Source organism: Amycolatopsis orientalis DSM 43388 (genome assembly GCF_000411975.1).
Lineage (GTDB): Bacteria > Actinomycetota > Actinomycetes > Mycobacteriales > Pseudonocardiaceae > Amycolatopsis > Amycolatopsis orientalis_D.
In genome coordinates this window covers 85,686-110,452 of record NZ_ASXG01000148.1, presented here as the reverse complement: position 1 = coordinate 110,452, position 24,767 = coordinate 85,686, and the positions used below count along the sequence as shown (strand labels likewise).

Genomic DNA, 24,767 nt, shown 5'->3' with positions numbered 1-24,767 from the left:
GGGATAGGTCAGCGGAAGACGACGGTCCGGTTGCCATTGAGGAGGACGCGCCGTTCGCAGTGCCAGCGCACCGCGCGGGAAAGCGCGAGGGCTTCGGCGTCGCGGCCGACGGTCGCGAGCGCGCGCGGCGAGTGCGAATGGTCGACCCGCTGCACCTCTTGTTCGATGATCGGGCCCTCGTCGAGTTCGGGAGTCACGTAGTGCGCGGTCGCACCGACGTACTTCACGCCTCGGTCGTAGGCCTGCGCGTACGGTTTCGCGCCCTTGAACCCGGGCAGGAACGAGTGGTGGATGTTGATCGCGCGGCCCTGCAGCTTCTGGCACAGCTCGTCGGAGAGGACCTGCATGTAGCGCGCCAGCACCACGAGGTCGATGTCGTGCTCGGCCACCAGGTCCAGCAGCCGCTGTTCGGCTTCGGGCTTGGTCTCCGGCGTGACCGGGATGTGCACGAACGGCAGCCCGGCGGCTTCGGCCATCGGGCGCAGGTCCTCGTGGTTGGACGCGACGAGCGCGATTTCCGCGCCGAGCGCACCCGCGCGCCAGCGGAAGAGGAGGTCGTTGAGGCAGTGCCCGGCCTTGGAGACCATCACCAGCAGCCGGTCCGGAGTGCGGTCGGAGAACCGGTACCGCATGGCGTAGTCCCGCGCGACGAGGTCGAACTCGCGGGTGAGATCGTCCACTGTGGCCGGTCCGGCGCAGGTGAATTCGGTGCGCAGGAACAGTTCCCCGTGCACGTCGTCGTCGAACTGCTGGTGCTCGACGATGTCGCAGCCGTTGCTGACGAGGAATGTCGTCACCGCGTGCACGATCCCGGAGCGCTCGGGGCAGTGCAGGGTCAAGGTGAACTGGGTCAAGACTCCTCCTCTCGGTATTCCAGCGCCGCGTCGGCGAGCCAGGCGGCGAAATAGGGGGCGAACGACTGGCGGACGAGCACGGTGAACTCGCTCGCTTCCCGTACCAGCAGGACGATTCCGGTGCGCGCATACAAAGTCTGGACGCAGGTGCCCGGCGGCGCGGCCTTCGGATGGAGGTCGATCGCGCAGCCGTGTGCGAGGACGTCGCGGGCCGCCGGTCCGGCCAGCTGCACCGTGGTGCGCTGAGCGGACACGTCGGTCACCGCGCCGACCGTGATGGCTTCCCGCAGCGCGGCTTCGGTGCCATCGGGCGCGCCAAGCACGAGGTACTCGTCCGGGCCGAGCCACAGGACGTCGCCGATGCCGCTGGTGAACCGGCAGACGTCCGGCAGCGCGGTGCCGAGCACCGCGGCGGCGGCGTCGTGGCCCTCGCGGATGCGGACGTTGAGCTGCGAAACGAACGGGCGTTCTTCGGCGAGCACTGCGGGCGCGCAGCCAGCGAGCAGGCCCGCATGCTCCGCGAGCGGCGACAGGATCTTAGCCGTCACGTCGGGTCCCCTCCTTGTCGTAGAGCACGGATTCGGTCACCGTCACCGGCACCACCTGGTCGCCGTCCGCGACATGCAGCGTCTCCCCGATCCGTTCCCGGCCGGAGCGGACGAGGGCGAGCGCGAACGTGCGGTCCAGCGCGGCGCTCGGGTAACTGGAGGTGACGTGGCCGAGCATGCGGACCGGCGGCTTCGGCACGTGCGCGGTTTCGATGATCTGCGCGCCCTCCGGCAGCAGCACGGTCGGATCGACCGGCAGCAAGCCGACGAACTGCTTGCGGTCCGGGCGCAGGTTCTCCGATCGGGAGAAGGACCGTTTGCCGAGGAAGTCTGCCTTCTTCTTGGACACCGCCCAGCTCATGCCGAGGTCGTGCGGGGTGACCGTGCCGTCGGTGTCCTGGCCGATGATCGGGTAGCCCTTCTCCGCGCGCAGAACGTGCATGGTCTCGGTGCCGTACGGGGTGATGCCCTGCGCGGCCAAGGCTTCCCAGAGTGCCAGGCCGTACCAGGACGGGACGTTGATCTCGTACGCCAGCTCGCCGGAGAAGCTGATCCGGCACACCCGCGCGGCGATCCCGGCGACCTCGGCGTCGCGCCAGGCCATGAACCCGAACGCGTCGTTGCTGACGTCGAGCTCGGGCGCGAGACCGGCCAGCACCTCGCGCGAACGGGGGCCGACGAGGGCGACGGTGGCCCAGTGCTCGGTGACCGAGGTGGCGAACACGCGCAGGTGCGGCCACTCGGTCTGCAGCCACTCCTCCATCCAGTCGAGCACCATCGCGGCGTTGCCGGTGGTCGTGGTGACCAGGAAGCGGTCCTCGGCCACGCGGATGACGGTGCCGTCGTCGATCACCATCCCGTCGACCCCGCACATCACGCCGTACCGGATCCGGCCGACTTTGAGCGTGCTCATCATGTTGGTGTAGAGCAGATCCAGGAACTCGGCGGCGTCCGGGCCCTGGACGTCGATCTTGCCCAGGGTGGAACCGTCCATCATGGCCACGTCGGTGCGGGCGGCGACGCACTCCCGCCGGACCGCCGCGGGCAGGTCCTCCCCCGGCTGCGGGTAGTACCACGGGCGCTTCCACTGGCCGACGTTCTCGAACTCCGCGCCGTGCTCGACGTGCCAGGAATGCAGTGCGGTGACGCGGATCGGGTCGTGCAGTTCGCCGCGGTTGCGCCCAGCGAGCGCGGCGAAGGCAACCGGCGTGTACGGCGGGCGGTAGGTGGTCGGGCGGCGGTCCGCCAGGTCGACGCCGAGGGCTTCGGCGGTGATCCCGGCGGCGAGCATGCCCGAGGTTTTGCCCTGGTCGTGCGCGGTGCCGATGGTGGTGTAGCGCTTGACGTGCTCCAGCGAGGCGAGGCCCGCGCCGGTCGCCCGGAGGACGTCGGAGACGGTGGCGTCGCGCTGGAGGTCCACGAACCGGGTGTCCGCTTCGGACCCGGTTCCGGGGATCTGCCATTCGACGGCGGGGGCCAGCTCGCGCGGCGGCGCGTCGGAGACCGGCAGCGGGAGTTCCGCCGGCGCCTCGATGCCGGCTCCGGCAAGGGCTTTGCCCGCCGCGGCGCGGCCTTCTCGCACGCACCCGGCGAAGTCCAGGGTCCCGTTCGCGCTGCCGGCCACCCGGGCGGCCGGGAGGTCGCCGTCCGGCAGGTACGCACCGAGCGCGGGCTCGTAGCGCAGGGCACCGCGCTGCTGGCTGAACAGGTGGACCGCCGGAGTCCAGCCGCCCGAGACCAGCAGCGTGTCGCACGGGATCAGTTCCCCGGCGACGCGCACGCCGGTGATGCGCTCGGCACCTTCGGTCGCGGTCACCGCGGCCCCGGTGCGGACTTCGATGCCCCGCTCCGCACAAGCCGCGGCCCAGTTTTCCGGGGCGGCCGGGCGGACGTCGACCACCAGCGGGATCTCCACACCGGCGTCGGCGAGGTCGACCGCCGTGGCGTAGGCGGAATCGTCCATCGTGAACACCACGGCTCGGCGGCCGGGCAGGACTCCGTACCGGTGCAAGTACGTCCGCGCGGCACCGGCCAGGAGAATGCCGGGGCGGTCGTTGTCCGGGAACACGATCGGGCGTTCGTGCGCACCGGTCGCGAGGACGGTCTGCCGCGCGCGGATCCGCCACACACGCTGCCGGGCCGCACCGGACGTGCGGTGCTGCAAGGCCAGAACGAACCCGTCGTCGTAGGCGCCGAACGCGGTGGTCCGGTCTAGCACGTGCACGTCCGGGGTCGCGCGGACTTCGTCGGCGATCGCGCGCGCCCATTCGACGGCGGGCTTGAGGTCGACGTACTCGTTCGAGCCGAGCAGCGAACCGCCGGGCTCGGGCTGGTCGTCCACCAGCACCACCCGGGCGCCCGCGCGGGCCGCGGTCCGGGCGGCGACCAGACCGGCCGGACCCGCGCCGACCACCAGCACGTCGCAGTGCAGGTGCTTCGCGTCGTACCGGGCCGGGTCCGGTTCGGTCGCCAATCGGCCCTGGCCGGACAGGCTGCGCGCGACCAGGCCGTCGTACAGCTCGACGGTGGTGGCGGTCTGCATCGGCTCGGGGAACGGCTTTTCCAGCTGCACCACCGCGTTCGGCTCTTCGACGCCGGCCGCCATGATGCCGCGCGGGCGGCCGAGCTTGACGCTCCGGGCGACCTGGTGCACGCCGTGGGCCAGCAGGGCGGACGCGAGCGTGTCGCCGGGGTGCCCGGTGAACAGCTGGCCGTCGAAGGTGAACTGGAGCAGGGTGTCGCGGTCGACGTGGCCGCCACTGGGGAGGCGGAAGGTCATGGGATCACCGGCCGGGGTTCGTCGAGGCGGTAGACCGCCGCGAGCTCGTGGGTGCGGGTGTCGCGGACGGCGTTGAACCACCGGCGGCAGCCCGCGCTGTGCGTCCAGCGCTCGGCGAGCGGGCCGCTCGGGTTGGCGCGGAAGAAGACGTACTTCGCCCACTCCTCGTCCGACAGCGCCGCCGAGTCCTCCGGGTACGCGACGTGGGCTTGGCCGCCGTAGTGGAATTCGGTCTCCTCGCGGGGACCGCACCAGGGGCAGGGAATCAGCTGCACAGTGGCTCCTAATGCGCGACGGCGGCGGCGCCGTGCTCGTCGACGAGCGCGCCGGTGGTGAACCGGTCGAGGGTGAACGGCTCGGCGTACGGATGCGGTTTGCCCTTCGCGACGGTGTGCGCGAAGCAGTCGCCGACGCCCGGCGTGGCCTTGAACCCGCCGGTCCCCCAGCCGCAGTTGAGGTACAGGTTCTCCACCGGGGTCAGCCCGATGATCGGCGACGCGTCCGGGGTCACGTCCACGATGCCCGCCCAGGTCCGCAGCAGGTGCGCCCGCGCGAACACCGGGAACAGCTCCAGCGCGGCGGCCATCTGGTCCTCGATGATGTGGAACGCGCCGCGCTGGCCGTAGCCGGCGTAGGAGTCGATGCCCGCGCCCATCACGAGTTCTCCCTTGTGCGCCTGGGAAACGTAGACGTGCACGGCGTTCGACATCACCACCGTCGGGTGCACCGGTTCGAGCAGCTCCGACACGAGCGCCTGCAGCGGATGCGACACCAGCGGAAGGTCGATTCCGGCCATCTTCGCCAGCACCGAACTGTGCCCGGCCGCGCACAGCGCGACCTTCCCGGCCGCGATCCGGCCCCGGCTCGTTTCGAGGCCGACGACCTTGCCGCCGCGCGTCTCGATACCGGTGACCTCGCAGTTCTGGATCAGGTCGACGCCCATCGCGGCGGCCGCGCGGGCGAAACCCCAAGCCACGTAGTCGTGTTTGGCGATCCCGGCGCGCGGCTGGTAGGTCGCGCCGAGCACTGGGTAGCGCACGTCCGGCGACGTGTTCACGATCGGACAGAGTTCCTTGACTCCGTCCGCGTCGACCCATTCGGCGTCGATCCCGTTGAGCCGGTTGGCGTTCACCCGGCGCACGCTGTCGCGAACGTCCTGCAGACTGTGCGCGAGGTTGAGCACGCCGCGCTGGCTGAACAGGATCGGGTAGCCGAGGTCTTCCTCGAGCCCCTCCCACAGCTTCAGCGAATGCTCGTAGATCCCGGAGCTTTCGTCCCACAGGTAGTTGGAGCGGATGATCGTCGTGTTGCGGGCCATGTTCCCGCCGGCGAGCCAGCCCTTCTCCAGCACCGCGACGTTCGTGATGCCGTGCACCTTGGCGAGGTAGTAGGCGGTCGCGAGGCCGTGCCCGCCGCCGCCCACCACGACGACGTCGTACGCGCGCCGCGGTTCCGGGTCCCGCCAGAGGAAATCCGGGTGCTCCGGAAGGTCCGCGCCCGGGGGACGAGGCTGGTCGGTCGTGGTCATTCCGGCTGGCCTCCCGTATCGGACAACTGGTCGACTACTGATATATCAATCTTCGCTGTAGAGTATGCCGGGTGAGCACCCCGGTCAACCACGTCATCCCGGCCGCCGCCCCGTCGCTGGCCGAACGCGCCTACGAGTTCCTGCGTGACCGCCTCGTCATGCTCGACATCAAGCCGGGCGACCCGATCAACGAGGAATGGGCGGGCAGCGTGCTCGAAATGGGCCGCACGCCGATCCGCGAAGCGCTGAAGCGGCTCGAAACCGAACGCCTCGTGGTCGCGTATCCGCGCCGCGGCACGTTCGCCACGGACGTCAACATCTCCGATCTCGCGCACATCTCCGAGGTCCGGCGCACCCTCGAGCCGACGGCCGCCGCGTCCGCCGCGACGCGGGCGACCGACGCGGAGCGGACCCGGCTGGCCGAACTGCGCGATCGGCTGGATTCGGCCGCGCCGAGGGAAAACGCCGACCTCCTGCGCACCGACCTCGAACTCCACCGCGCGATCTACGCTTGCGTGCACAATCCGTTCTTCGAGGACACGCTGATCCACTACGACAACCTCGCGACCCGGATCTGGTGCGTGTTCCTCCCCCGGCTGCGCGGCATGGCCGGGCACGTCGACGAGCATTCGCCGCTGCTGACCGCGATCGCCGAGGGCGACGCGAAGAAGGCGGCGGCGCTGACGCTCGACCACGTGACCGGTTTCGAGTCGGCGATCCGGGCGCTGATCTGACCGGTCCGCGGCCGGAGTGTCCGGGAACTTGGACACTCCGGCCGCCCGCGTCCCGGCAGCATCGGGGAATCGATCCCCGAGCGGAAGGCACCGCGAGCCGATGAGCACCACACCAGACCAGGCCACCGCCGAACTCGCCGAGAACTGGGTGAAGGCGCTGGCCGACATCGACCTCTTCCTCGAAATCTGCGTCCAGGACTGTCCCGTCTGGCACAGCGCCGACGACAAATGGGTCACGGTGTCCGAGGCGGTCGCCGCCGTGCACGAGCGCGCGGGCGACGGACCGGTGCCGGACTTCCGGCCGGTCGGCGTCACCTTCACCGAAAAGGGATTCTTCAACGAGGCGGCCGTCGAGATCGAGGTCGGCGGCAACCCGGTGAAGCTGCACCTCGTGCAGATCGTCGAGGCGAAGGATGGGAAAGCGGTCCGCGTGCGCGAGTACATCGGCCCGGAGATGAACATCCAGCCGTGACCGGCGCGGGCGCGGGTGCTACTCCCCGGTCCGCGCCCGCACCCAGTCATGGAACTCGCCGATGTGGTGTTCGCTCGGCACCAGCACGCCGCCGCGGGCGTACGCGCGCGAGCCCATCGCCTGCTGACACCGTTCGCACGCCTCGAAATCCTGCTGGTTCACCCGGTGGAACAGCTCCACCGAGCGGTCCAGGTCCGCGCCCGACTCGACGACCTCCGGCAGGTACAGCCAGTCGCAGCGGACCAGCGTGCGGTCCGGGGCCAGCGGGAACATCCGGTGCACGATCACGTGGTCCGGCACCAGGTTCACGAACACCTGCGGCCGGATCGTGATCGCGTAGTACCGCCGGTCCTGGTGCTCGCCGACGCCCGGCAGCCGCTGCAGGCCGTCGCCGCCGTCCACAGTGAACCCGGTGACGTCCGCGCCGAATTCCGCGCCGTGGCCGACGAAATACTGCGCGGCGTACCCGTCGGCGAACTCCGGAAGCACCTCGGTGAGTTCCGGGTGGATCGTCGCGCAGTGGTAGCACTCCATGAAATTCTCGATGATCTGCTTCCAGTTCGCGCGCACGTCGTACTCGATGCGGCGGCCCAGCGCCAGATTCTCGATGCCGTACGCCTCGATCTCGCCCGGGCCGCCGAGCCGCTCGCTCACGTCGGCCATCACAGTGTCGGCAAAGGACGGTGCTTCTTCGGCGAGGCAAACCCAGGCGTAGCCGAGCCATTCGCGCAGATGCACCCGCGTGAGACCGTATTCGACCCGGTCGACGTCCGGCATGCCGGTCAAATTCGGGGCAGCGACGAGCTTTCCGTCGAGACCGTAGGTCCAGGCGTGGTACATGCACTGGAAAGCGCGCTTCACCGAACCTTTCTCGTCGGTGCACAGCCGCGCGCCGCGGTGGCGGCAGATGTTCAGGAACGCGCGCAACGCCCCGTCGCGGCCGCGCGCGATCAGCACGCTCTCGCGACCGACCTGCACCGTCTCGAACGAGCCGGGCGACGGCAGGTCGGCACTGCGCACGGCGCAGAACCACCCCGCTTCGAAGATCCGCTCCTGCTCCCGGGCGAAGATCGCCGGGTCGGTGTAGTGCGGCCCGGGCAGAGTCGGCAGCAGGCTCTGCGGGAGGTCGATGGCGGTCACCGGCAGGGCTCCTCTCGAACACGATCGAAGTTGCGTATTACGCGTCTTGTTGCCCTCTCCGGAACAAGATGAGGCTCGGCGGGGGCGCTGTCAAGCACCGCCGAAGGCACCGCACCCGTTCGCCGGAACCGCCTTCGACCACGGCTTTCACCCGGAACAGCGCTCCGAAAAACTCCACCCCGGAACCCCTTGACGGCACCCCTTCCGCGCGCCCAGACTCTGTTGCGTATCACGTCAGGTGTTCCTTAATACGCAACAATCCCCAGCTTCGGAGGAATCAATGCTGCGCGCGTGCACTGTGGACGAGCTGCCCCCGGGCGAGTCCGTCCGGATCGCGGGGCCGGAGCCCATCGCCGTCTTCAACGCCGACGGCGAGCTGTACGCGATCGGGGACACCTGCACCCACCAGGACGCTTCGCTGGCCGACGGCTGGCTCGAAGGCTGCTTCGTGGAGTGCCCGCTGCACGCGGCGCTCTTCGACCTGCGCACGGGGATGCCGTCTTGCCTGCCCGCGAAACAGCCGGTGCGCACCTACCAGGTGCAGGTCGACGACGGCGTGATCTACGTGCTCGCCGGCGCCGCCGAGGACGCTGCGTGAAAACGGTCGCGATCGTCGGCGCTTCGCTCGCCGGTGCCCGCGCCGCGCAGGAGCTGCGCGCCCAGGGGTTCGACGGTCGCGTGGTGCTGATCGGCGAGGAGCCGCATCTCCCCTACGACCGGCCGCCGCTGTCGAAGAGCTTCCTGGCCGGGACCGCGTCGCGCGAGTCGCTGGACCTGGTCGACGCCGACGATCTCGCCTCGCTGGAGCTCCGGCTCGGCACTCGCGCGGAGCGTCTCGATCCGTCGACCGGTCGGGTCGTCCTCTCGGACGGGGAGCTCGAAGCGGACGGCGTCGTCCTCGCCACCGGTGGGCGTGCTCGTGCCCTTCCGGGGGCGGAATCCGTTGCCGGAGTTCATGTTCTGCGCACACTGGACGACGCACTCGCGCTTCGCGAGGAGCTGGTTCCCGGGGCGCGAGCGGTGATCGTCGGCGGAGGATTCATCGGCGCCGAGGTGGCATCGACGGCCAACGCTCTGGGCCTGGACGTCACGGTGCTGGAGGCGCTCCCGACGCCCATGGTGCGAGTGCTGGGCCCGGAACTCGGCGGGATCTGCGCGCGGCTGCACGGCCGGAACGGGGTCACGTTGCGCTGCGGGGCCGGGGTGGCCGGGCTTTCCGCGGCGGCCGGCCGGGTCACCGGGGTACAGCTGGAAACCGGCGAGAACCTGCCCGCGGAGGTGGTCGTCGCCGGGATAGGCATGGTTCCGGCGGTCGAGTGGCTGGAGGGGTCTGGGCTGGCGATCGGCAACGGCGTGCGCACCGACGCGGGTCTGGTCACCTCGCTGCCGAACGTGGTCGCCGCCGGCGACGTCGCGGCATACGGACCGGCCGGGACCCGGCACGAGCACTGGACGAACGCCACCGAACAGGCGTCGGTCGCGGTCGCCAATCTGCTGGCCGGGCAGGTGGTCCGGGAGTACGAACCGAGCGGCTACGTCTGGTCCGATCAATACGCCGGAACGCTCCAGCTCGCCGGGCATCCCGCCCCCGGCGACGAGGTGCGCTTCGCCGAAGGCGGCCCGGACGACGAGTCCTTCCTCGCCACCTACCACCGCGACGGCGCGACCGTGGCGGTGTTCGGGCTCAACAACCCGAGGGGGTTCGGCCGCCTGCGCCGGCAAGCGCTGCGGCGGCCGATGCCCGTCGGCTGATTACCGCACCACCTGCACCACGTCGCCCGGCTGCAGCGTGTTGAAGAACGCCACCGCGTCGGCGTGCGACAGGTGGACGCAGCCGTGCGACTGGACCTTGAGGCTGCCCTGGTGGAACGCCACCCCGGTGTTGGTGAAGAAGACCGAGTACGGCATCGGGCCGTGGAACTGCTTGCTGTAGTGGTGCAGATCCTTGTACTGCACGCGGAACGTGCCGACCGGGGTCGGGTACGCGGGCTTGCCGACGGTCACGCGCACTCCGCCTCGGGTGACCTTGCCGTGGTCCATCAGCCACGCCGTGTTCGACGACAGCTTCAGGCACGCCTTCGCCTGGGCGCTGCACGGCGGCCCCGCCGCCTCCGCGCTCGAAGCGAATCCGATCGTCGCTGCCATCGCGGCGACACTGGCCAGCACTGCGGTGAGTTTCCGGTTCATCCTGTGCCTCCCCGAGATGGTCGTACTTTGGATCTTTCCCAGAGAGGACAGTCTTAAACCACAAGTGCGCCCATGTGGGTGAGCTCTAACGAGACCGCCACGCCAGCGGCGACATCGCCAGCGCGGCCTCGGCGACGCGCCGCGCGGTTCCGGTGAAAAGCCCGGCCCGCGCCGACACGAGCCATTCGTCCACTGTGGATACTCCGGCCGCCCGGTATTCGAGGGCCTGGAAGAGCATCTCGAGTTTGTCGGCGTCCTTCGCGCATCGCGCTTCGGGCGACTCGCGCGTTTCGTACTCGTCTACCGCTGTCTGCACGATTTCCGCCGAGGCACGCGGCAAGCCCGCGGTCTGGTCCGCGGTGATGGCGCGCGGTTCCGGCTTCGTCAGGTAGGGCGCGGCGGTGTGCGGAAGGTCGCCGGTGCGGGTCTCCTGGGTGTCGTGCCACAGCGCGAGGAACGCGGCGCGCTCGGGGTTCGCGCCTTCCTCGGCGGCGAGGAGCGCGGCCAGCTGCGCGGCCCGGAGGCTGTGCTCGGCCACCGACTCCGGGTCCCGGACCCCCGCCTGCCACCAGCCCGCGCGGCGGACCCGCTTGAGCACTCCCAGCTCGAACCCGAACGCCGCAAGGCCGTCCATTCCCGCGGTCCCCTTCCCGTGCCTGCCCGGTGCCGATTCCAGTGCCGGAGCCTACGGGCCGTGGCATGCTGCCCGGACATCCGCTTCTTCCGCAGGAGGCCCGCGTGAGCACTGTGCTGGTCGAGCACGACGGTCCGGTCACCACCATCGGCATCAACCGGCCGGAGCGCCGCAACGCCGTCGATCGCGCCACTGCCGAGGCATTGGCCGACGCCTTCCGGGAATTCGACGCCTCGGAAGCGTCAGTGGCGGTGCTCTACGGAGTCGGCGGAACGTTCTGCGCGGGCGCGGACCTCAAGGCGGTGAGCGAGGGCCGCGGCAACCGCACCGAACCGGACGGCGACGGCCCGATGGGGCCGACGCGCCTGCGGTTGCGCAAGCCGGTGCTCGCGGCGGTGTCCGGCCACGCCGTCGCGGGCGGACTGGAGCTGGCGATCTGGGCCGACCTCCGGATCGCGGACGAAACGGCGGTGTTCGGCGTGTTCTGCCGGCGCTGGGGCGTCCCGCTGATCGACGGCGGCACGGTGCGGCTGCCGCGGCTGATCGGCCGGAGCCGCGCGCTCGATCTGGTGCTCACCGGACGCCCGGTCGACGCGGAGGAAGCACACCGGATCGGGCTGGCGAATCGCGTCGTGCCGAGCGGGCAGGCCGTGCCCGCGGCGGTCGCGCTCGCCAGGGAAATCGCCGCGTTCCCGCAGACCTGCCTGCGCGAGGACCGCGCGGCCTTGCTGGAAAACGAGTCGTTGAGCGAGGAATCCGCCTTGGACAACGAATTCCGGCACGGGATGCAGTCCCTGCGCACGGACAGCATCGCGGGAGCCACGAGGTTCGCCGAGGGCGCGGGCAGGCACGGGTCGTTCGAGAACTAGCCGCCTCCGCCGGAGTTTCCCGGCGAAGGCAGGCCAGCGCGAAGAGTCTCCGGACACCGGCCTCAGCGGGGTCGATTCGAGGCCCTCCGCACCGGCCAGACCGCCCGATCTCTGCCCGAACGGCGTCTGCGGGGCGCGCGGCACCGCGATCCGGCGCCTCGCTCGTTCGCCGCCGGAACCCGCGGAGCCAGCGGGTTGCGCATTGAGCGCACATCCGGCAGCGATCGGTCAGCGGACGCTCCGGTGCCCAGCGGCGTTCGCCGTTCCGCCTCGGCTCTCGCACCGGATTCCGGAGCACTCCCCCGACCCCGGCCCGTTTTCCTTCCGCGAGGGCGGAATCTCCGGTTGCGTCCCGATCGCCGGCACGACCCCCCGATCGTGGCCGCGCGCGGTCCGCCGCCGGGCGGGCGGATCTGGGTAGCCTGACGGCGTGGCCGACCCGATCCCCCCAGTCCCCGCCCCCGGCGAGCCCGGATCCGACCGTCCGGACGCGGAGGAACCGCGCACGAAGGGCCGCCGGAAGCGGCCGTTCTGGCAGGAGCTGCCGATCCTCATCGGGATCGCGCTGGTGCTGACGATCCTGATCCAGCAGTTCGTCGCGAAGGTGTTCCTGATCCCGTCGGCGTCGATGGAGACGACGCTGCACGGCTGCGACGGCTGTTTCGGCGACCGGGTCGTCGTCGACCGCGTCACCTACGATTTCACCGACCCCGCGCCGGGCGACGTCATCGTGTTCCGCGGCCCGCAGTCGTGGAGCGCGAACGAGATCGCCCCGCAGGAGCCGGGCAACATCTTCACGAAGGCGTTGCGCGGCCTCGGTTCGCTGGTCGGCTTCGCACCGCCGGACGAACGCGACTTCGTGAAACGCGTGATCGCCGTCGGCGGCCAGACCGTCCAGTGCTGCGACCCGCAGGGCCGCGTGCTGGTCGACGGGAAGCCGCTCGACGAGCCGTACGTGCACTGGCTGGAGCAGCCGCCGACGGCGCGCCAGACGTTCGCCCCGGTGACCGTCCCGAAGGGAAGCCTCTGGGTGATGGGCGACAACCGCGAGAACTCGTGCGACTCCCGCTGCCAGGGCGGCGGCGGGCTGAACGGCACGGTTCCGGTGGACGACGTCATCGGCAAGGCCCGGGTGATCGTCCTGCCGCCGTCGCGGTGGGGCGGCGTCAGCGACCACGACCCGCAGGCCGCGCCCGCCGCGCTCGGGGCTCCCGCGTGGCAGCAGGGAATCCCGCTCGGAGCGGGCGCGGTGCTGGCCTTCCCGACGCTGGCCGCCGGGCGGGGGTTGCGGCGGAAGCTGAGCAAGCAGGAGTGACCTGCCCGAGCCGCTCGCCTTTCGGGGCAGCCGCCTGGCGCGGTCTGGACCACCCGGTCACCCTCCCGGGCTGGCCGCCCGCAGCACGTCCAGCCGGAGGTGCCGGGTCAGGTCCCCGGTCAGGTGCAGCACCGGCGTCCGCTCCGCGAACCGCCATTCGTCTCCGCGCCGGAGAAACTTGTCGTCGTAGTGCCCGGCCGCGATCGGCTGCAGCGGAAGCTCCGCCGCGGCTTGGAAAACGGTGAAGTAGCTGTGCGCGGAGGCGGTGTCGTCGTCCTCGTCGACTGTGATCCGGACGTTCGTCGTCGCGTGGCGGGTCCTCGGCGTGCCGTCGGGGTGGAGGATGAGGATGTCGCGGAACCAGTTCTCCACGGCTTCCCGCCCGGTACGCCGCCCGCCGCTGTGCAGCGTGCCCTCGCGGAACAACTCGCCCACCCCGGCGAGATCGCCCGCGTCGATGCGAGCGGCGTAGGTCATGATCAGATCGTGGATCGCCCACCGGGCCGATTCTGCCGACATGCGGCCAGCCTAGGAGCTCCACTGTGGACGCGGGCCGAGCGCTCCCGCCGGCCGGAAGCACGCCCGGCCCGGTGACCTGCGGTTCTCCCGGACACCGCCCTCCCGCCGCAGCGCGGTCCGGCGGCGGTGGCATGATGCCCGCACGGTCCCGGCCGATCGGACCGCTCGCCGAGGAGGAAGGTGACGCTTGAGCACGCGCACTACCCAGGTGGACGACCTCCGGCTGGTGGCGCAGCCGAGCGCGGTCCCGTGCACCGAGCTGTTCGTCCGCCTGATCCTGACCGACTGGTCGCTGCTGGCGATGCTGGAGCAGGTCACGCACGCCGCGGTCCGGCTCGTCGGCGACGTCGTCGACCAGAGCAGCCCGTCCGCGCCCGCCTTCGTCACCGTCCGGCTCCAGCTGCGCGGCGACCGGCTCGTCGTCGAGGTCGACGACGACCTCGTCGCCCCGAACCCGCCGCGCGACGAACGGATCGGCGTGCGCACCGGCGACCGCGGCCGCACCACCTGGTGCGAACTCCCCCTGCCCGGCGGCATTTCCGCCGGACAGGTCCGGCTGCCCCGCCGCGGCGACCGGCGCACCCTCGTCGACGAACCCGTCTCCGGCGAACCCGTCACCGCCGACCCCGAGGTGCTCGAACGACTGCTCAACCGGCTCAGCACCTGGTCCGACTGACCAGCGAACCGATCACCCGGCGGCCGCCTCCCAGGCCTTTTCCAGCGCCTGCGCGAAAACCTCGACCGGCTGTCCGCCGGAAACGCCGAACCGCCGTCCCAGCACGAAAAACGGCACGCCGCCCGCGCCCAGTTCCGCGGCTTCCCGCTCTTCGGCCCGGACCGCGTCCGCGTACCGCGACGAATCCGCCAGCACCGCTTCGGCTTCCGCGCGCGGCAAGCCGGCCTCCTCGGCGACGTCGGCCAGCACCCCCGGAGTGAACACGTCGCGAGCTTCGGCGAAATTCGCGCGGAACAACGCCGACACCATCTCGGTCTCGAGTCCCTTCTCGCGAGCCAGGTGCAGCAGGCGGTGCGCGTCGAAGGTGTTGCCGATTTCCCGGTCCGTCCGGTAGCCGAGTCCTTCCGCCTCCGCGAGCCCGGCGACCCGCTGCTCCATCTCGGCGGCCTGCGGACCGTACTTCGCGGTGAGCATGTCCAGCAGCGGCTCGGTCCCGGTCTTCCCGGGGTCCAGCTCGAACGACCGGTAAGTGACGGTCACCTCGTCCCGGTGCTCGAATCCGGCCAGCGCCTTCTCGAACCGCGCCTTCCCGAGGTAGCACCACGGGCACACGACGTCGCTCCAGATTTCCACCTGCATGCCGCCAGCGTAGAGCGCGCCGGCTAGACGGCGGTCTTCACCGGTTCCCGCGCCCCGGTCCGTTCCGCGCCGACGCCGGCGGCCACCACGAAGGCGATCCCGGCCACCGCGGCGAGATTCGGCGCCTGGTGCAGCACGATCAGCCCCAGCACCAGCGCGATCGCCGGTTCCAGGCTCATCAGCGTGCCGAACGCCGAGGTCGTCAACCGGCGCAACGCCATCATTTCCAGGCTGAACGGCACCACCGGAACGAGCACCGCGAGCCCGAGCCCGGCGAGCAGCAGCGGCCACGTCACCTGGTCGGCCACCGCCGGACCGTGCACCACCGTGGCGACCAGACCGGCCACCGGCATCGACACCGCCAGCCCGCGCAGGCCCGACACCTCGTCGCCGACTCGCTGCGTCAGCACGATGTAGGCGCCCCAGCAGGCCGCCGCGGCGAGCGCGCAGCCGACGCCGACCAAGTCGGTCCCGCCCTGCCACGGCTGGGTCAGCAGCACCACCCCGGCCGCCGCCAGCACCGGCCACGCCCGGGCGCCGCTCCGGCCGCGGACGATCGCGACCGTCAGCGGGCCGAGGAATTCCAGCGCGCTCGCCGTGCCCAGCGGCAGCCGGGTCGCGGCGACCATGAACAGGATCGTCATCCCGGCCGTGGCGAAGCCGAGCACGGCACACGCCAGCAACGCCGGACGCCGGAACGCCGACGGGCGCGGCCGCACGAGCACCAGGAGCAGCACGCCGGCCCAGGCCAGCCGCAGCCACGCGACGCCGGCCGGCCCGATCTGGTTCGCGAGACTGACCGAAACCGCCAGTCCGAGCTGGACGGACAGCATGGCGCCGACGGCGAGGACGGCGCCGGCGCGGGGAGTGGAGGGAAGCACGCTTTCCAGGAGAACGCATCCGGACCGTTCGTGTCCACGTGCCAATGCTGGACGTATCGTCCGGAAATCCTGAACAATCGGGTCATGGACACCCGCAGGCTGCAGTTCCTTCTCGAGTTGTCGCGGCTCGGTTCGATGCGCGCGGTCGCGGACGTGCTCGAAACCACAACCTCGACCGTCTCGCAGCAGATCTCGGTGCTGGCCAAGGAAACCGGTGCCGCGCTGCTGGAGCCGGACGGCCGCCGGGTACGGCTGACTCCGGCCGGACGGCGGCTCGCCGAGCACGCCGTGACGATCCTGGCGGCGGTCGAGGCGGCCCGGGTCGACCTCGATCCCGAAGCCGAACCCGCCGGAACCGTGCGCGTCGCCGGGTTCGGGACCGGGGTGCGGCACGCGGTGCTCCCGGTCGCGGACCTCCTCGCGCAGCGGCATCCGCGGGTCCGCGTGGTGATCAGCGAGCACGAACCCGCCGAAGCGCTGGCGCAGCTGCGGACCGACGACATCGATCTCGCGCTCACCTACGACTACAACCTCGCGCCCGCGACCGCCGACCCGTCACTCGCCGTCCGTCCGCTGTGGACCGCACCGTGGGGTCTCGCGGTGCCGCGCGCGGACGCGCACCCGTTGCGCGGCAAGGGAACCCTGGACGTGTTCACCGCGTTCCGCGACCGGGACTGGATCGGCAACTCGCGCAACGGCGCGGACGAAACCGTCGTCGGCACGCTGGCGTCGATGGCCGGGTTCTCGCCGCGGTTCACCCACCGCGCGGACAACCTGGACCTGGTGCAGGACCTGATCGCGGCGGGCGGCGGGGTCGGCCTGCTGCCGGAGTCCTGGCCGACCCGGCCCGACGTCGCGGTCCTGCCGCTGACCGGGCCGGACGTCCGGCTGCGCGCGTTCGCCTGCACTCGGGGCGGGCGGGACGCGTGGCCGCCGCTCGCCCTGGTCCTCGGGCTGCTGCCCGGCGACTAGCATGGCAGGCGAAGCGGTTCGAGCACGGAGGAGGCGACATGGCGGAAGAGAAAGCGATTCTGGCCGGCGGGTGTTTCTGGGGCATGGAGGAGCTGTTCCGCCACCAGCCCGGCGTCACCGCCACCCGCGTCGGCTACAGCGGCGGCGACGTCCCCCACGCCACCTACCGCAACCACGGCACCCACGCCGAAACCATCGAAGTCACCTACGACCCCGAACAGACCGACTTCCGCGCCCTGCTCGAATTCTTCTTCCAGGTCCACGACCCCACCACGAAAAACCGGCAAGGCAACGACATCGGCACCAGCTACCGCTCCGCCGTCTTCTACACCACCGACGAGCAGAAACGCATCGCCGAAGACACCATCGCCGACGTCGACGCCTCCGGACTCTGGCCCGGCAAGGTCGTCACCGAAGTCACCCCCGCCGGCGACTTCTGGGAAGCCGAACCCGAACACCAGAACTACCTCCAGCGCTACCCCAACGGCTACACCTGCCACTTCCCCCGCCCCGGCTGGAAACTCCCGAAACGCGCCTGACGGCTCAGCGCGCCATCGCGGCCTCTGCCTCCCGGAACGCCGCCGGGGACAGCTGCCGCCACACGAGCGCCGTCCCGAGCAGCTGGACCGCCGCCGCCATCACCCACACCCCGCGCAAGCCCCAGTGCACCGCGACGAACCCGCCGGCGAGCGCGCCCAGCGGGGTGAGGCCCCAGGCCAGCGCCCGGTGGCTGGTCAGCACCCGGCCCAGCAGCTCCGACGGGGTGAATCGCTGGCGGCTGGACTGCGAGCACACGTTCCAGATCAGCGTCGTCCCGGTCAGGAAGACCAGCACCGCGCCGACCAGCACCGGCCACGGGGGCACGACCGCGATCAGCAGCTGGCTCAGCACCGCGCACGCCTGGGCGATCCGCATGGCCGTCGAGTCGCCGAACCGCCGCACGAACCGGTCCACGAAGAACGACGACGCCACCCAGCCGACCGCGAGGCAGGCCAGCAGCACGCCGTAGCCGAACGGGGCGAGACGCAGTTCCTTCGTGGCGTAGAGGACGAGCATCGAGTTGCCCGCGGCCGCCGCGAACGAGCCCAGCGCGACCGTGACGGTGATCGACCGCAGCAGCGGCGTGCCGACGAGATAACGCAGCCCCGCCGTCACGTCCTTGAGCGGATGCGCGGGCGTGCGCACCGGTTTCGCCGAGGGAATCCCGCGTGCCAGCACTAAGGCCGCGAGCGCGGCGACGGCCGCCAGCCACGCGGGCAGTCCCGCGCTGATCCCGATCAGCAGCCCGGTTGCGGGCGGCACCACGAACTGGACCAGGCCGCGGTCGATCACCTGCAGCCGGGAATTGGCCATGTTGAGCTGATCCGGCGAGACGACCTCGGGGACCACCGAGCCCGCCGCGCCGTCCCCGAAAACCTGCGCGGTGGTGAGCACGAAGGCCACCGCCAGCAGTGCGGGCAGGGTCAGCGAACCGGTGGAGCCCAGCACCGCCAGCGCGAGCGCGGCGGCGATCTGCACCGCGTAGGCGGAGGCGAGCACGGTCGTCCGCCGGACCCGGTCGATCACCACTCCGGCGAACAGCGAAAGCAGCAGCCACGGCGCCTGGCCGGCGACGTTCACCAAGGACACCGCACGCGGGTCGGTGGTGATCGAAACGGCCAGCAAGGGCAGCGCGGCAAGCAAAAGCCCTTCGCAGGTCGAACCGGACACCGCCACCGCTTGCAGCCGGACCCACGCCGGCCCTCTCCCACCCCGCCCCGCCATGTCCGCCAGTCTTCTCCGCCGCGCAACCGGTTTTTCCAGCACACCGGCGCGGGCTCCCGCTCTCCGGACCTGCTCGCCGAACAAACCCCCGCCGGTTATCACGCGGGCGCGGGCCACGCTTTCCCTTGCCCGTCAACCGGAATCCCCGCCCGCGGCCGGATCGCGGGACGCCGGTTCACCTGCTGGGACGGGCTTCAGCGAACCGCCGCGAACGGTTGAGCTGGACGCATCCGATCCGTCCCCGCTGGAGGAACTCCGTGCCCCGCCACACCCCGTCCCGGCTCGCGCGCCCCGCTCCCGCGCGGTCCCGTTTCGCCTTCGCACTGGCCCTTCCGCTGCTGCTCGCCGCGTGCGGCACGGCGGGCGGGGCCAGCCCGCAGGACGCCGGTCCCCCGCGCCCGGGCGGCACGCTCCGGCTGGGCATCTCGTCCAATCCGGACTGCATCGACCCGCAGCAGGTCAGCACGAACGCCTCGGTGAACGTCGGCCGCCAGCTGGTCGATTCGCTCACCGACCAGGACCCGAAGACCGGCGCGATCACGCCGTGGCTCGCCGACCGCTGGACGGTCAGCCCCGATTCGACGAGCTTCACCTTCCATCTCCGCTCCGGCGCGACGTTCTCCGACGGCTCCCCGGTGGACGCCGCCGCGGTCAAGACCAGCTTCGACGGCATCAAGGCACTCGGCGCGAAGGCGCTGCTCGGGTCCAGCTACCTGGCCGCCTACCGCGGCGCGACGGTGGTCGACCCGGCTACCGTCCGGCTCGACTTCAGCCAGCCCAGCGCGCAGTTCCTGCAGGCCAGCTCCACGATGTCGCTCGGCGTGCTCGCGCCCGCGGCGTTCCGGCACACCGCCGAGCAGCGCTGCCAGGGCACCGGGCTGATCGGCTCCGGTCCGTTCGTGTTCACCAGCCTGAAGCCGAACCAGGACATCGTGCTCAGCAAGCGCACCGGCTACCACTGGGGTTCGCCGTTGTGGCGGCACCAGGGCGAGGCGTACGTCGACAAAATCGACTTCCGGGTCGTGCCGGAGCCGGGCGTTCGGTCGGGCAGCCTGACGTCCGGCCAGCTCGACGCGATCACCGACGTCCAGCCGGTGGACGAACCGCAGTTCTCCGGCAACGGATTCACCGAACCGGTGCGGCCGAACCCGGGCATCGTGTTCAACCTGCACGCGAACACCACGCGCGGCGTCCTCGCCGACCAGAAGGTGCGCCAAGCGGTGCTCAAGGGCGTGAACCGGCCGGAGGTCACCAGCACGGTGCTCACCCCGAACTACAAGCCCGCCACGAGCATCCTCGGCTCCGCGACGCCGCTGTACACCGATCTGTCGAAGGAACTCGCCTACGACCCGGCGGGCGCGCAGGCGCTGCTGCAGTCCGACGGCTGGCTCCCCGGCCCGGACGGCATCCGGACGAAGAACGGCCAGCGGCTGACCGCGTCCGTGCTGTTCTCCGCGGTGTTCAACCAGAACCAGAGCGTGCTGGAGCTGATCCAGCAGCAGCTGCGCAAGATCGGCTTCGACCTGAAGATCGAGCTGCACACCAACGCCGAGGTCACCCGGCTGCAGCAGGCCGGCGACTACGACTTCCTCTGGTACAACGTCACCCGCGCCGACCCGGACATCCTGCGCCAGCAGTTCTCCACGAAGACGAACAACCGCAGCAAGCTGCCCGCGGACAACCCGCTCGACGCGTCCCTGACCGAACAGTCCGCCACCGTCGACCCCGCGAAGCGCAAGCCCGCGGCGGAACAGGCGCAGCGGACCATCGTGGAGCAGGCCTACTCGATCCCGGTGTTCGAGCTGACCCAGGTGCTCGGCGTCGGGCCGAACGCGCACGACGTCGGGTTCGAGGCGTCCTCGCGGCTGCAGCTGTTCGACGCGTGGGTTTCGGGCTCGTGAAAGGCTTCCCGCTGCTTCGCCGCCTTCTGCAGGCCGTAGTGGTGCTGTGGGCGGCGTTCACGCTGTCGTTCGTCATCCTGTACCTGCTGCCCGGCGACGCGGTGCTGACCAAACTCGGCTCGGCCGAGGGCGGGCCGAGCGCGTCGCCGGAGCAGATCGCCGCCCTGCGCGCCGAGTACGGGCTGGACGATCCGGTCCTCGTGCAATACGGCAAGCACCTCCTCGCCGCGCTGCACGGCGACTTCGGCACCTCGGTCGCCACCGGCGACGACGCGACGCACCAGGTCCTCACCGCGTTGCCGCCGACGCTCGCCGTCTCCGGCCTGGCGTTGCTGCTCGCGATCGTCTTCGGCGGCGGGATCGCCGTGCTGGGCACCTTCACCCGCACCCGCTGGGTGAGCCAGCTGCTGCTTTCGCTGCCGCCGCTGGGCACTTCGCTGCCGACGTTCTGGGTCGGGCTGCTGCTGATCCAGCTGTTCTCGTTCCAGCTGCGGCTGTTCCCGGCGCTCGGCTCGACCGGATTCGCGTCGCTGATCCTCCCCGCGGTCACGCTTTCCCTGCCGACCGGGGCGATCATCGCGCAGGTGCTGGCGAAAAGCCTGCGGACGCAGCTCGCCGAACCGTACATCGAAGTGGTGCGGGCGAAGGGGGCGAGCCGCCGTCGAGTCCACTTCGGACACGCGCTGCGCAACGCCGGACTGCCCGCGCTCACGCTGGTGGGCGTCGTCGCGGGCAATCTGCTGGCCGGTTCGGTGGTGACCGAAACCGTGTTCTCGCGCGACGGGCTCGGCCGGGTGACCGCAGCGGCGGTGACCGCGCAGGACGTGCCGGTGGTGCAGGCGGTGATCGTGCTCGCCGCGTTCTTCTTCGTGGTGCTCAACCTGGTCGTCGACCTCGTGTACCCGCTGCTCGACCCGCGGGTGTCCGTGCGCAAGGAGGTGCCCGCGCATGTCTGAAGCTGTCTTGCCGCAACGGTTTCTCCTGCGCCGGCCCGGCCTGGTGCTGTCCGGGCTCTTGCTCGCCCTAGTGCTGATCGCCGCCTTCGCGCCGACGCTGTTCACCAGTCAGGACCCGATCACCGGCGTCCCGTCCGAACGGCTCCAGGGCCCGTCGCTCGGTCATCTGTTCGGCACCGACGAAACCGGCCGGGACGTGTTCGCCCGCGTCGTGCACGGGGCCGGGCTGTCCCTGCGCGCCACCGTGCTCGCGGTTCTCGTCGCGTTCGCCGCCGGGTCGGCGCTCGGGCTGCTCGCCGGGTTCCGCGGCGGCTGGCTCGACGCGGTCGTCATGCGGATCGTGGACGTCCTCCAGGCGGTGCCGGCGATCCTGCTGTCGCTGGCATTGGTCACCGCGCTGGGGTTCGGCACCACGAACGTCGCGATCGCCGTCGGAGTCGCGAACCTCGCCGCGTTCGCCCGGCTGATGCGCGCCGAGGTGCTGCGAGTTCGCTCCGGCGTGTTCGTGGAGGCGGCCCGGGCATCGGGCGTGCGCTGGGCCGGAGTGCTCGGGCGGCACGTGCTGCCCAACGCGCTCGGACCGGTGCTGGTGCTGGCCACGGTGACGGTCGGGACCGCGGTGCTCGAGGTGTCCGCGCTCAGCTTCCTCGGATTCGGTGCGAGCCCGCCGACGCCGGAGTGGGGCGCGCTCGTGGCCGGCGGACGCAATTTCCTGGCCACCGCTTGGTGGATGACCACGTTCCCCGGGTTGACCGTCGCGGCCGTCGTGCTGGCCGCGAACCGCGTGTCCCGGGCTCTCGACGGCGAACGGAGCTGACAAGTGCTGGAGATCAGCGAGCTGGCGGTCTCGTACCGCACCTCGGGCGGCGTGGTCCCTGCCGTACGGGACGTGAGCCTGCGGGTGGGAGCGGGCGAGATCGTCGCGGTGGTCGGCGAGTCCGGTTCCGGGAAGAGCACCACCGCACACGCCGCGATCGGGCTGCTCCCCCGCGGCGGACGGGTGCGGCGCGGCCGGATCGCCTTCGCCGGACGCGACCTGACCGCACTGTCCGAAAAGGACTGGCGGCAGGTGCGCGGCACCGGCATCGCGCTCGTGCCGCAGGATCCGACGGTGTCGCTCGACCCGGTCCGGCGGATCGGCGAGCAGGTCGCCGAGGTGCTGCTGATCCACCGGCTGGCCGCCCGGAACGAGGCCGCCGCCCGCGCGGTCGACCTGCTGCGCCGGGCTGGGGTCGACCGGCCGGGACTGCGCGCGCGGCAGTATCCGCACGAGCTGTCCGGCGGTCTTCGGCAGCGGGTGCTGATCGCCATCGCGCTCGCCGGCGAACCGCGGCTGATCATCGCCGACGAGCCGACCAGCGCGCTCGATGTCACCGTGCAGAAGGAAATCCTCGACCACCTGGCGGGACTGGCCGCCGACGACGGCACCGCGATCCTGCTCATCACCCATGACCTGGGCGTCGCCGCGGACCGGGCGGGACGGATCGCCGTGCTGTCCGAAGGCCGGCTGGTGGAGGAAGGACCGGCCCGCGAGCTGCTCGCCGCGCCGGCACAGGACTACACGCGACGGCTTCTCGCCGCCGCACCGAGTCTCAGCCGCGAACCGCTCCGGCCGCGCCGCGCGGAGGGCCCCGAAGTCCTCCTGTCCGTGGAATCGGTCTCGAAGACCTTCGCCTCCGCGCGGGCCGGTTCGGTGCGAGCCGTCGACAATGTGTCCTTCCAGCTCACCCGCGGCCGGACGCTGGCGCTGGTCGGCGAGTCCGGCTCCGGCAAGACGACCACCGCACGCATGGCGGTCGGCCTGGAAACCCCGACCGCGGGCACGATCAGGTTCGACGGCAAGGACATCACCCGGCTGCCGGCCGCCGAACTGCGCCGGTTGCGCCGCCGGTTCCAGCTCGTCTACCAGAACCCGTACGCCTCGCTGAACCCGCGCTTCTCCATCGCCGACGTGATCGGCGAACCGCTGCGCGCGTTCGGCGTCGGCGGCCGGGCCGAACGGGTCGCTGAGCTGGCCGACCAGGTCGCGTTGCCGTCGTCGGTGCTGCGCCGGAAACCGGCCGAGCTGTCCGGCGGCCAGCGCCAGCGCGCGGCGATCGCCCGGGCGCTGGCGCTGCGGCCCGATCTCGTGGTGCTCGACGAGCCGGTGTCCGCGCTGGACGTTTCGGTGCAGGCACAGATCCTGAAGCTGCTCGTGGAGCTGCAGGACGAACTCGGCCTGACCTACCTGTTCATCACGCACGACCTGGCCGTGGTGCGGGAAATCGCCGACCAGGTCGGGGTGCTGCGCCAGGGCGAGCTGCTGGAGTCCGGCCCGGCGGACGACGTCCTGCGGCGGCCGCGCGAGCAGTACACCCGCGACCTGCTGGCCGCGATTCCCGGCGGCGAGCAGGTCAGCGCGTGAGGCTAGTTGGCGAGGACCAGCCGGCCGACCGCCTCGCCCGCGTCCATCCGGCGATGCGCCTCGCGTGCCTGCGCCATCGGCAGGACGGTGACTGGCAGCCGGATGCGGCCCTCGGTGTACAGCGGGAGCACGGCGTCCGCGGCGGGGCGGGCGGGCGCGGGGTCGGCGGCCAGGAAGCCGCCCACGTTGAACCCGACGACGCCGATGTTCTTGCCCCACACGGCGTTCGAGTCGACCATCGGCGCGGTCTCGCTGCCCGCGCTGCCGACCACGAGCATCCGTCCCATCGGCGCGAGCAGGTCCAGCGAGGCGATCCGCAGGTCGCCGCCCACCGGGTCGACGACGATCTCGAACCGCTCGTCCTGCACCGCGCCGAGGTCCCCGGACAGCACGACCCGGTCGAACCCGAGCTCCTTCGCCGCCTCGACCTGCTCGGGCCGCCGGACCGTGCCGACGACCTCGCGCGCCCCGAGCAGCCGCGCCACCTCCGGATACACCGAGGCGAGACCGCCGAGCGCTCCGTGCACGAGCACGCGCGCGTCCTTCGGCAGCCGCACTGCCTCGGTGAGCGAAAGGTAGGCCGTCACGGTATTCGCCAGTCCGGCGACCGCCTGCGCGCGCTCCACCCCGGTGCCCGCCAGCGGCACGACGAGGCCGGCGGGCGCGAGCTTGACGTCGGCGTATCCGCCCATTCCGGGCAAGGTGAGCGTGACGACCTCGTCCCCGACCGAGAAGCCACTGTCCGGTCCGGCCGCGCGGATCGTGCCCGCGACCTCGAGCCCGGGCACCAGCGGCGGCTTCGGCGCGTAGTCGTACTCGGCGAGCGTGCCGCGGCGGATCAGCGCGTCGATCAGCCCGACCGACGCGTGCGAGACCGCGATGGTCACTTCGCCCGGGCCCGGGACGGGCTCGGGCACCTCGATCTCCTCGAGGACCTCCGGACCGCCGTAGCGGGTGATGGACAAAGCGCGCATCGTGGGTGCTCCCCCGTGTCA

General features: G+C 71.3%; 26 protein-coding genes. 13 read left to right on the top strand and 13 right to left on the bottom strand.

What is annotated here, in order from left to right:
• Positions 1-8: 8 nt before the first annotated feature.
• Genes purU through L942_RS29845 form a run of 5 tightly spaced genes read right to left on the bottom strand, consistent with a single transcriptional unit; the run spans position 9 to position 5,709 of the window.
• Complete coding sequence (gene purU / locus L942_RS29865) at positions 9-854, bottom strand: formyltetrahydrofolate deformylase (RefSeq protein WP_037367002.1); 846 nt, start codon at positions 852-854, stop codon at positions 9-11.
• A complete protein-coding gene (locus L942_RS29860; protein ID WP_106965082.1) occupies positions 851-1,402 on the bottom strand; it encodes a sarcosine oxidase subunit gamma in 552 nt (183 codons plus the stop codon). The genes purU and L942_RS29860 overlap by 4 nt, the downstream gene beginning before the upstream one ends.
• Positions 1,392-4,181, bottom strand: a complete 2,790-nt coding sequence (locus L942_RS29855) for an FAD-dependent oxidoreductase (protein ID WP_037367000.1) — start codon at positions 4,179-4,181, stop codon at positions 1,392-1,394. The genes L942_RS29860 and L942_RS29855 overlap by 11 nt, the downstream gene beginning before the upstream one ends.
• Positions 4,178-4,456 (bottom strand): sarcosine oxidase subunit delta, encoded by a 279-nt coding sequence (locus L942_RS29850; protein ID WP_037366998.1) that lies wholly within the window; start codon positions 4,454-4,456, stop codon positions 4,178-4,180. Before L942_RS29850 ends, L942_RS29855 begins: the two co-directional genes overlap by 4 nt.
• 8 nt (positions 4,457-4,464) lie before the next feature.
• Entirely contained in the window at positions 4,465-5,709 is a 1,245-nt protein-coding gene (locus L942_RS29845; protein WP_037366995.1) for a sarcosine oxidase subunit beta family protein, read from the bottom strand.
• A 71-nt stretch (positions 5,710-5,780) separates the two neighbouring features.
• Between L942_RS29845 and L942_RS29840 the strand changes: the two genes are divergently transcribed.
• Positions 5,781-6,443: a GntR family transcriptional regulator gene (locus L942_RS29840; protein ID WP_200862967.1), complete on the top strand. Its 663-nt coding sequence runs from the start codon at positions 5,781-5,783 to the stop codon at positions 6,441-6,443.
• A gap of 100 nt (positions 6,444-6,543) precedes the next feature.
• Positions 6,544-6,915, top strand: coding sequence for a hypothetical protein (locus L942_RS29835; RefSeq protein WP_106965081.1), 372 nt, complete (start codon positions 6,544-6,546; stop codon positions 6,913-6,915).
• A gap of 18 nt (positions 6,916-6,933) precedes the next feature.
• Here the strand turns inward: L942_RS29835 and L942_RS29830 are convergent, their stop codons facing one another.
• Positions 6,934-8,055: an aromatic ring-hydroxylating oxygenase subunit alpha gene (locus L942_RS29830; RefSeq protein ID WP_037366990.1), complete on the bottom strand. Its 1,122-nt coding sequence runs from the start codon at positions 8,053-8,055 to the stop codon at positions 6,934-6,936.
• 280 nt (positions 8,056-8,335) lie between these two features.
• Here L942_RS29830 and L942_RS29825 point away from each other — a divergent pair, with 280 nt between their 5' ends.
• Together L942_RS29825 and L942_RS29820 are read left to right on the top strand one after the other, a co-directional pair.
• On the top strand, positions 8,336-8,653 hold the full coding sequence (locus tag L942_RS29825) for a bifunctional 3-phenylpropionate/cinnamic acid dioxygenase ferredoxin subunit (protein ID WP_037366987.1): 318 nt from the start codon (positions 8,336-8,338) through the stop codon (positions 8,651-8,653).
• Positions 8,650-9,807, top strand: coding sequence for an NAD(P)/FAD-dependent oxidoreductase (locus L942_RS29820; protein ID WP_037366985.1), 1,158 nt, complete (start codon positions 8,650-8,652; stop codon positions 9,805-9,807). The genes L942_RS29825 and L942_RS29820 overlap by 4 nt, the downstream gene beginning before the upstream one ends.
• Here L942_RS29820 and L942_RS29815 read toward each other — a convergent pair whose 3' ends face one another.
• Together L942_RS29815 and L942_RS29810 are read right to left on the bottom strand one after the other, a co-directional pair.
• Positions 9,808-10,242 carry a L,D-transpeptidase gene (locus L942_RS29815; RefSeq protein ID WP_037366983.1) on the bottom strand — a complete coding sequence of 145 codons (435 nt, stop codon included), beginning with the start codon at positions 10,240-10,242 and terminating at the stop codon, positions 9,808-9,810.
• Between the two features lie 85 nt (positions 10,243-10,327).
• Positions 10,328-10,876, bottom strand: a complete 549-nt coding sequence (locus tag L942_RS29810; protein WP_037366980.1) for an HD domain-containing protein — start codon at positions 10,874-10,876, stop codon at positions 10,328-10,330.
• Positions 10,877-10,980: 104 nt separating this feature from the next.
• On the opposite strand from L942_RS29810, the gene L942_RS29805 reads away from it, so the two are divergent.
• Entirely contained in the window at positions 10,981-11,745 is a 765-nt protein-coding gene (locus L942_RS29805) for a crotonase/enoyl-CoA hydratase family protein (protein ID WP_037367080.1), read from the top strand.
• 430 nt (positions 11,746-12,175) lie between these two features.
• Entirely contained in the window at positions 12,176-13,060 is an 885-nt protein-coding gene (gene lepB / locus L942_RS29800) for a signal peptidase I (protein WP_037366978.1), read from the top strand.
• Between the two features lie 57 nt (positions 13,061-13,117).
• Here the strand turns inward: lepB and L942_RS29795 are convergent, their stop codons facing one another.
• Positions 13,118-13,579 (bottom strand): nuclear transport factor 2 family protein, encoded by a 462-nt coding sequence (locus tag L942_RS29795; protein WP_051166342.1) that lies wholly within the window; start codon positions 13,577-13,579, stop codon positions 13,118-13,120.
• 187 nt (positions 13,580-13,766) lie between these two features.
• Here L942_RS29795 and L942_RS29790 point away from each other — a divergent pair, with 187 nt between their 5' ends.
• The gene (locus L942_RS29790; protein ID WP_037366976.1) at positions 13,767-14,255 is read left to right on the top strand and encodes a hypothetical protein; all 489 of its coding nucleotides are present in this window, start codon (positions 13,767-13,769) and stop codon (positions 14,253-14,255) included.
• Between the two features lie 12 nt (positions 14,256-14,267).
• Here the strand turns inward: L942_RS29790 and L942_RS29785 are convergent, their stop codons facing one another.
• Positions 14,268-14,894, bottom strand: coding sequence for a DsbA family oxidoreductase (locus tag L942_RS29785; RefSeq protein ID WP_037366974.1), 627 nt, complete (start codon positions 14,892-14,894; stop codon positions 14,268-14,270).
• 23 nt (positions 14,895-14,917) lie between these two features.
• On the bottom strand, positions 14,918-15,775 hold the full coding sequence (locus L942_RS29780) for an EamA family transporter (RefSeq protein WP_037366972.1): 858 nt from the start codon (positions 15,773-15,775) through the stop codon (positions 14,918-14,920).
• 84 nt (positions 15,776-15,859) lie between these two features.
• Here L942_RS29780 and L942_RS29775 point away from each other — a divergent pair, with 84 nt between their 5' ends.
• Positions 15,860-16,747, top strand: coding sequence for a LysR family transcriptional regulator (locus tag L942_RS29775; protein WP_037366970.1), 888 nt, complete (start codon positions 15,860-15,862; stop codon positions 16,745-16,747).
• A gap of 38 nt (positions 16,748-16,785) precedes the next feature.
• On the top strand, positions 16,786-17,286 hold the full coding sequence (msrA, locus tag L942_RS29770) for a peptide-methionine (S)-S-oxide reductase MsrA (protein WP_037366967.1): 501 nt from the start codon (positions 16,786-16,788) through the stop codon (positions 17,284-17,286).
• A gap of 4 nt (positions 17,287-17,290) precedes the next feature.
• Here the strand turns inward: msrA and L942_RS29765 are convergent, their stop codons facing one another.
• Positions 17,291-18,511, bottom strand: a complete 1,221-nt coding sequence (locus tag L942_RS29765) for an MFS transporter (RefSeq protein WP_037366965.1) — start codon at positions 18,509-18,511, stop codon at positions 17,291-17,293.
• A gap of 323 nt (positions 18,512-18,834) precedes the next feature.
• Here L942_RS29765 and L942_RS29760 point away from each other — a divergent pair, with 323 nt between their 5' ends.
• From L942_RS29760 to L942_RS29745, 4 genes are read left to right on the top strand one after another with little or no spacing between them, the layout of a single operon-like run.
• Entirely contained in the window at positions 18,835-20,412 is a 1,578-nt protein-coding gene (locus tag L942_RS29760) for an ABC transporter substrate-binding protein (protein ID WP_037367078.1), read from the top strand.
• Positions 20,394-21,368 carry an ABC transporter permease gene (locus L942_RS29755; RefSeq protein ID WP_326929366.1) on the top strand — a complete coding sequence of 325 codons (975 nt, stop codon included), beginning with the start codon at positions 20,394-20,396 and terminating at the stop codon, positions 21,366-21,368. The genes L942_RS29760 and L942_RS29755 overlap by 19 nt, the downstream gene beginning before the upstream one ends.
• Positions 21,361-22,185 carry an ABC transporter permease gene (locus L942_RS29750; RefSeq protein ID WP_037366962.1) on the top strand — a complete coding sequence of 275 codons (825 nt, stop codon included), beginning with the start codon at positions 21,361-21,363 and terminating at the stop codon, positions 22,183-22,185. The genes L942_RS29755 and L942_RS29750 overlap by 8 nt, the downstream gene beginning before the upstream one ends.
• A gap of 3 nt (positions 22,186-22,188) precedes the next feature.
• Positions 22,189-23,772 carry a dipeptide ABC transporter ATP-binding protein gene (locus tag L942_RS29745; RefSeq protein ID WP_037366960.1) on the top strand — a complete coding sequence of 528 codons (1,584 nt, stop codon included), beginning with the start codon at positions 22,189-22,191 and terminating at the stop codon, positions 23,770-23,772.
• A 2-nt stretch (positions 23,773-23,774) separates the two neighbouring features.
• Here the strand turns inward: L942_RS29745 and L942_RS29740 are convergent, their stop codons facing one another.
• Positions 23,775-24,746 carry a quinone oxidoreductase family protein gene (locus L942_RS29740; protein ID WP_037366957.1) on the bottom strand — a complete coding sequence of 324 codons (972 nt, stop codon included), beginning with the start codon at positions 24,744-24,746 and terminating at the stop codon, positions 23,775-23,777.
• Positions 24,747-24,767: the final 21 nt, after the last annotated feature.

Excerpts from the sequence above, each read along its gene's own strand:
- L942_RS29855 (WP_037367000.1), bottom strand. The coding sequence starts at position 4,181 with ATGACCTTCCGCCTCCCCAGTGGCGGCCACGTCGACCGCGACACCCTG.
- L942_RS29845 (WP_037366995.1), bottom strand. The coding sequence starts at position 5,709 with ATGACCACGACCGACCAGCCTCGTCCCCCGGGCGCGGACCTTCCGGAG.
- L942_RS29835 (WP_106965081.1), top strand. The coding sequence starts at position 6,544 with ATGAGCACCACACCAGACCAGGCCACCGCCGAACTCGCCGAGAACTGG.
- L942_RS29825 (WP_037366987.1), top strand. The coding sequence starts at position 8,336 with ATGCTGCGCGCGTGCACTGTGGACGAGCTGCCCCCGGGCGAGTCCGTC.
- L942_RS29815 (WP_037366983.1), bottom strand. The coding sequence starts at position 10,242 with ATGAACCGGAAACTCACCGCAGTGCTGGCCAGTGTCGCCGCGATGGCA.
- L942_RS29810 (WP_037366980.1), bottom strand. The coding sequence starts at position 10,876 with ATGGACGGCCTTGCGGCGTTCGGGTTCGAGCTGGGAGTGCTCAAGCGG.
- L942_RS29795 (WP_051166342.1), bottom strand. The coding sequence starts at position 13,579 with ATGTCGGCAGAATCGGCCCGGTGGGCGATCCACGATCTGATCATGACC.
- L942_RS29785 (WP_037366974.1), bottom strand. The coding sequence starts at position 14,894 with ATGCAGGTGGAAATCTGGAGCGACGTCGTGTGCCCGTGGTGCTACCTC.
- L942_RS29775 (WP_037366970.1), top strand. The coding sequence starts at position 15,860 with ATGGACACCCGCAGGCTGCAGTTCCTTCTCGAGTTGTCGCGGCTCGGT.
- msrA (WP_037366967.1), top strand. The coding sequence starts at position 16,786 with ATGGCGGAAGAGAAAGCGATTCTGGCCGGCGGGTGTTTCTGGGGCATG.
- L942_RS29765 (WP_037366965.1), bottom strand. The coding sequence starts at position 18,511 with ATGGCGGGGCGGGGTGGGAGAGGGCCGGCGTGGGTCCGGCTGCAAGCG.
- L942_RS29750 (WP_037366962.1), top strand. The coding sequence starts at position 21,361 with ATGTCTGAAGCTGTCTTGCCGCAACGGTTTCTCCTGCGCCGGCCCGGC.
- L942_RS29740 (WP_037366957.1), bottom strand. The coding sequence starts at position 24,746 with ATGCGCGCTTTGTCCATCACCCGCTACGGCGGTCCGGAGGTCCTCGAG.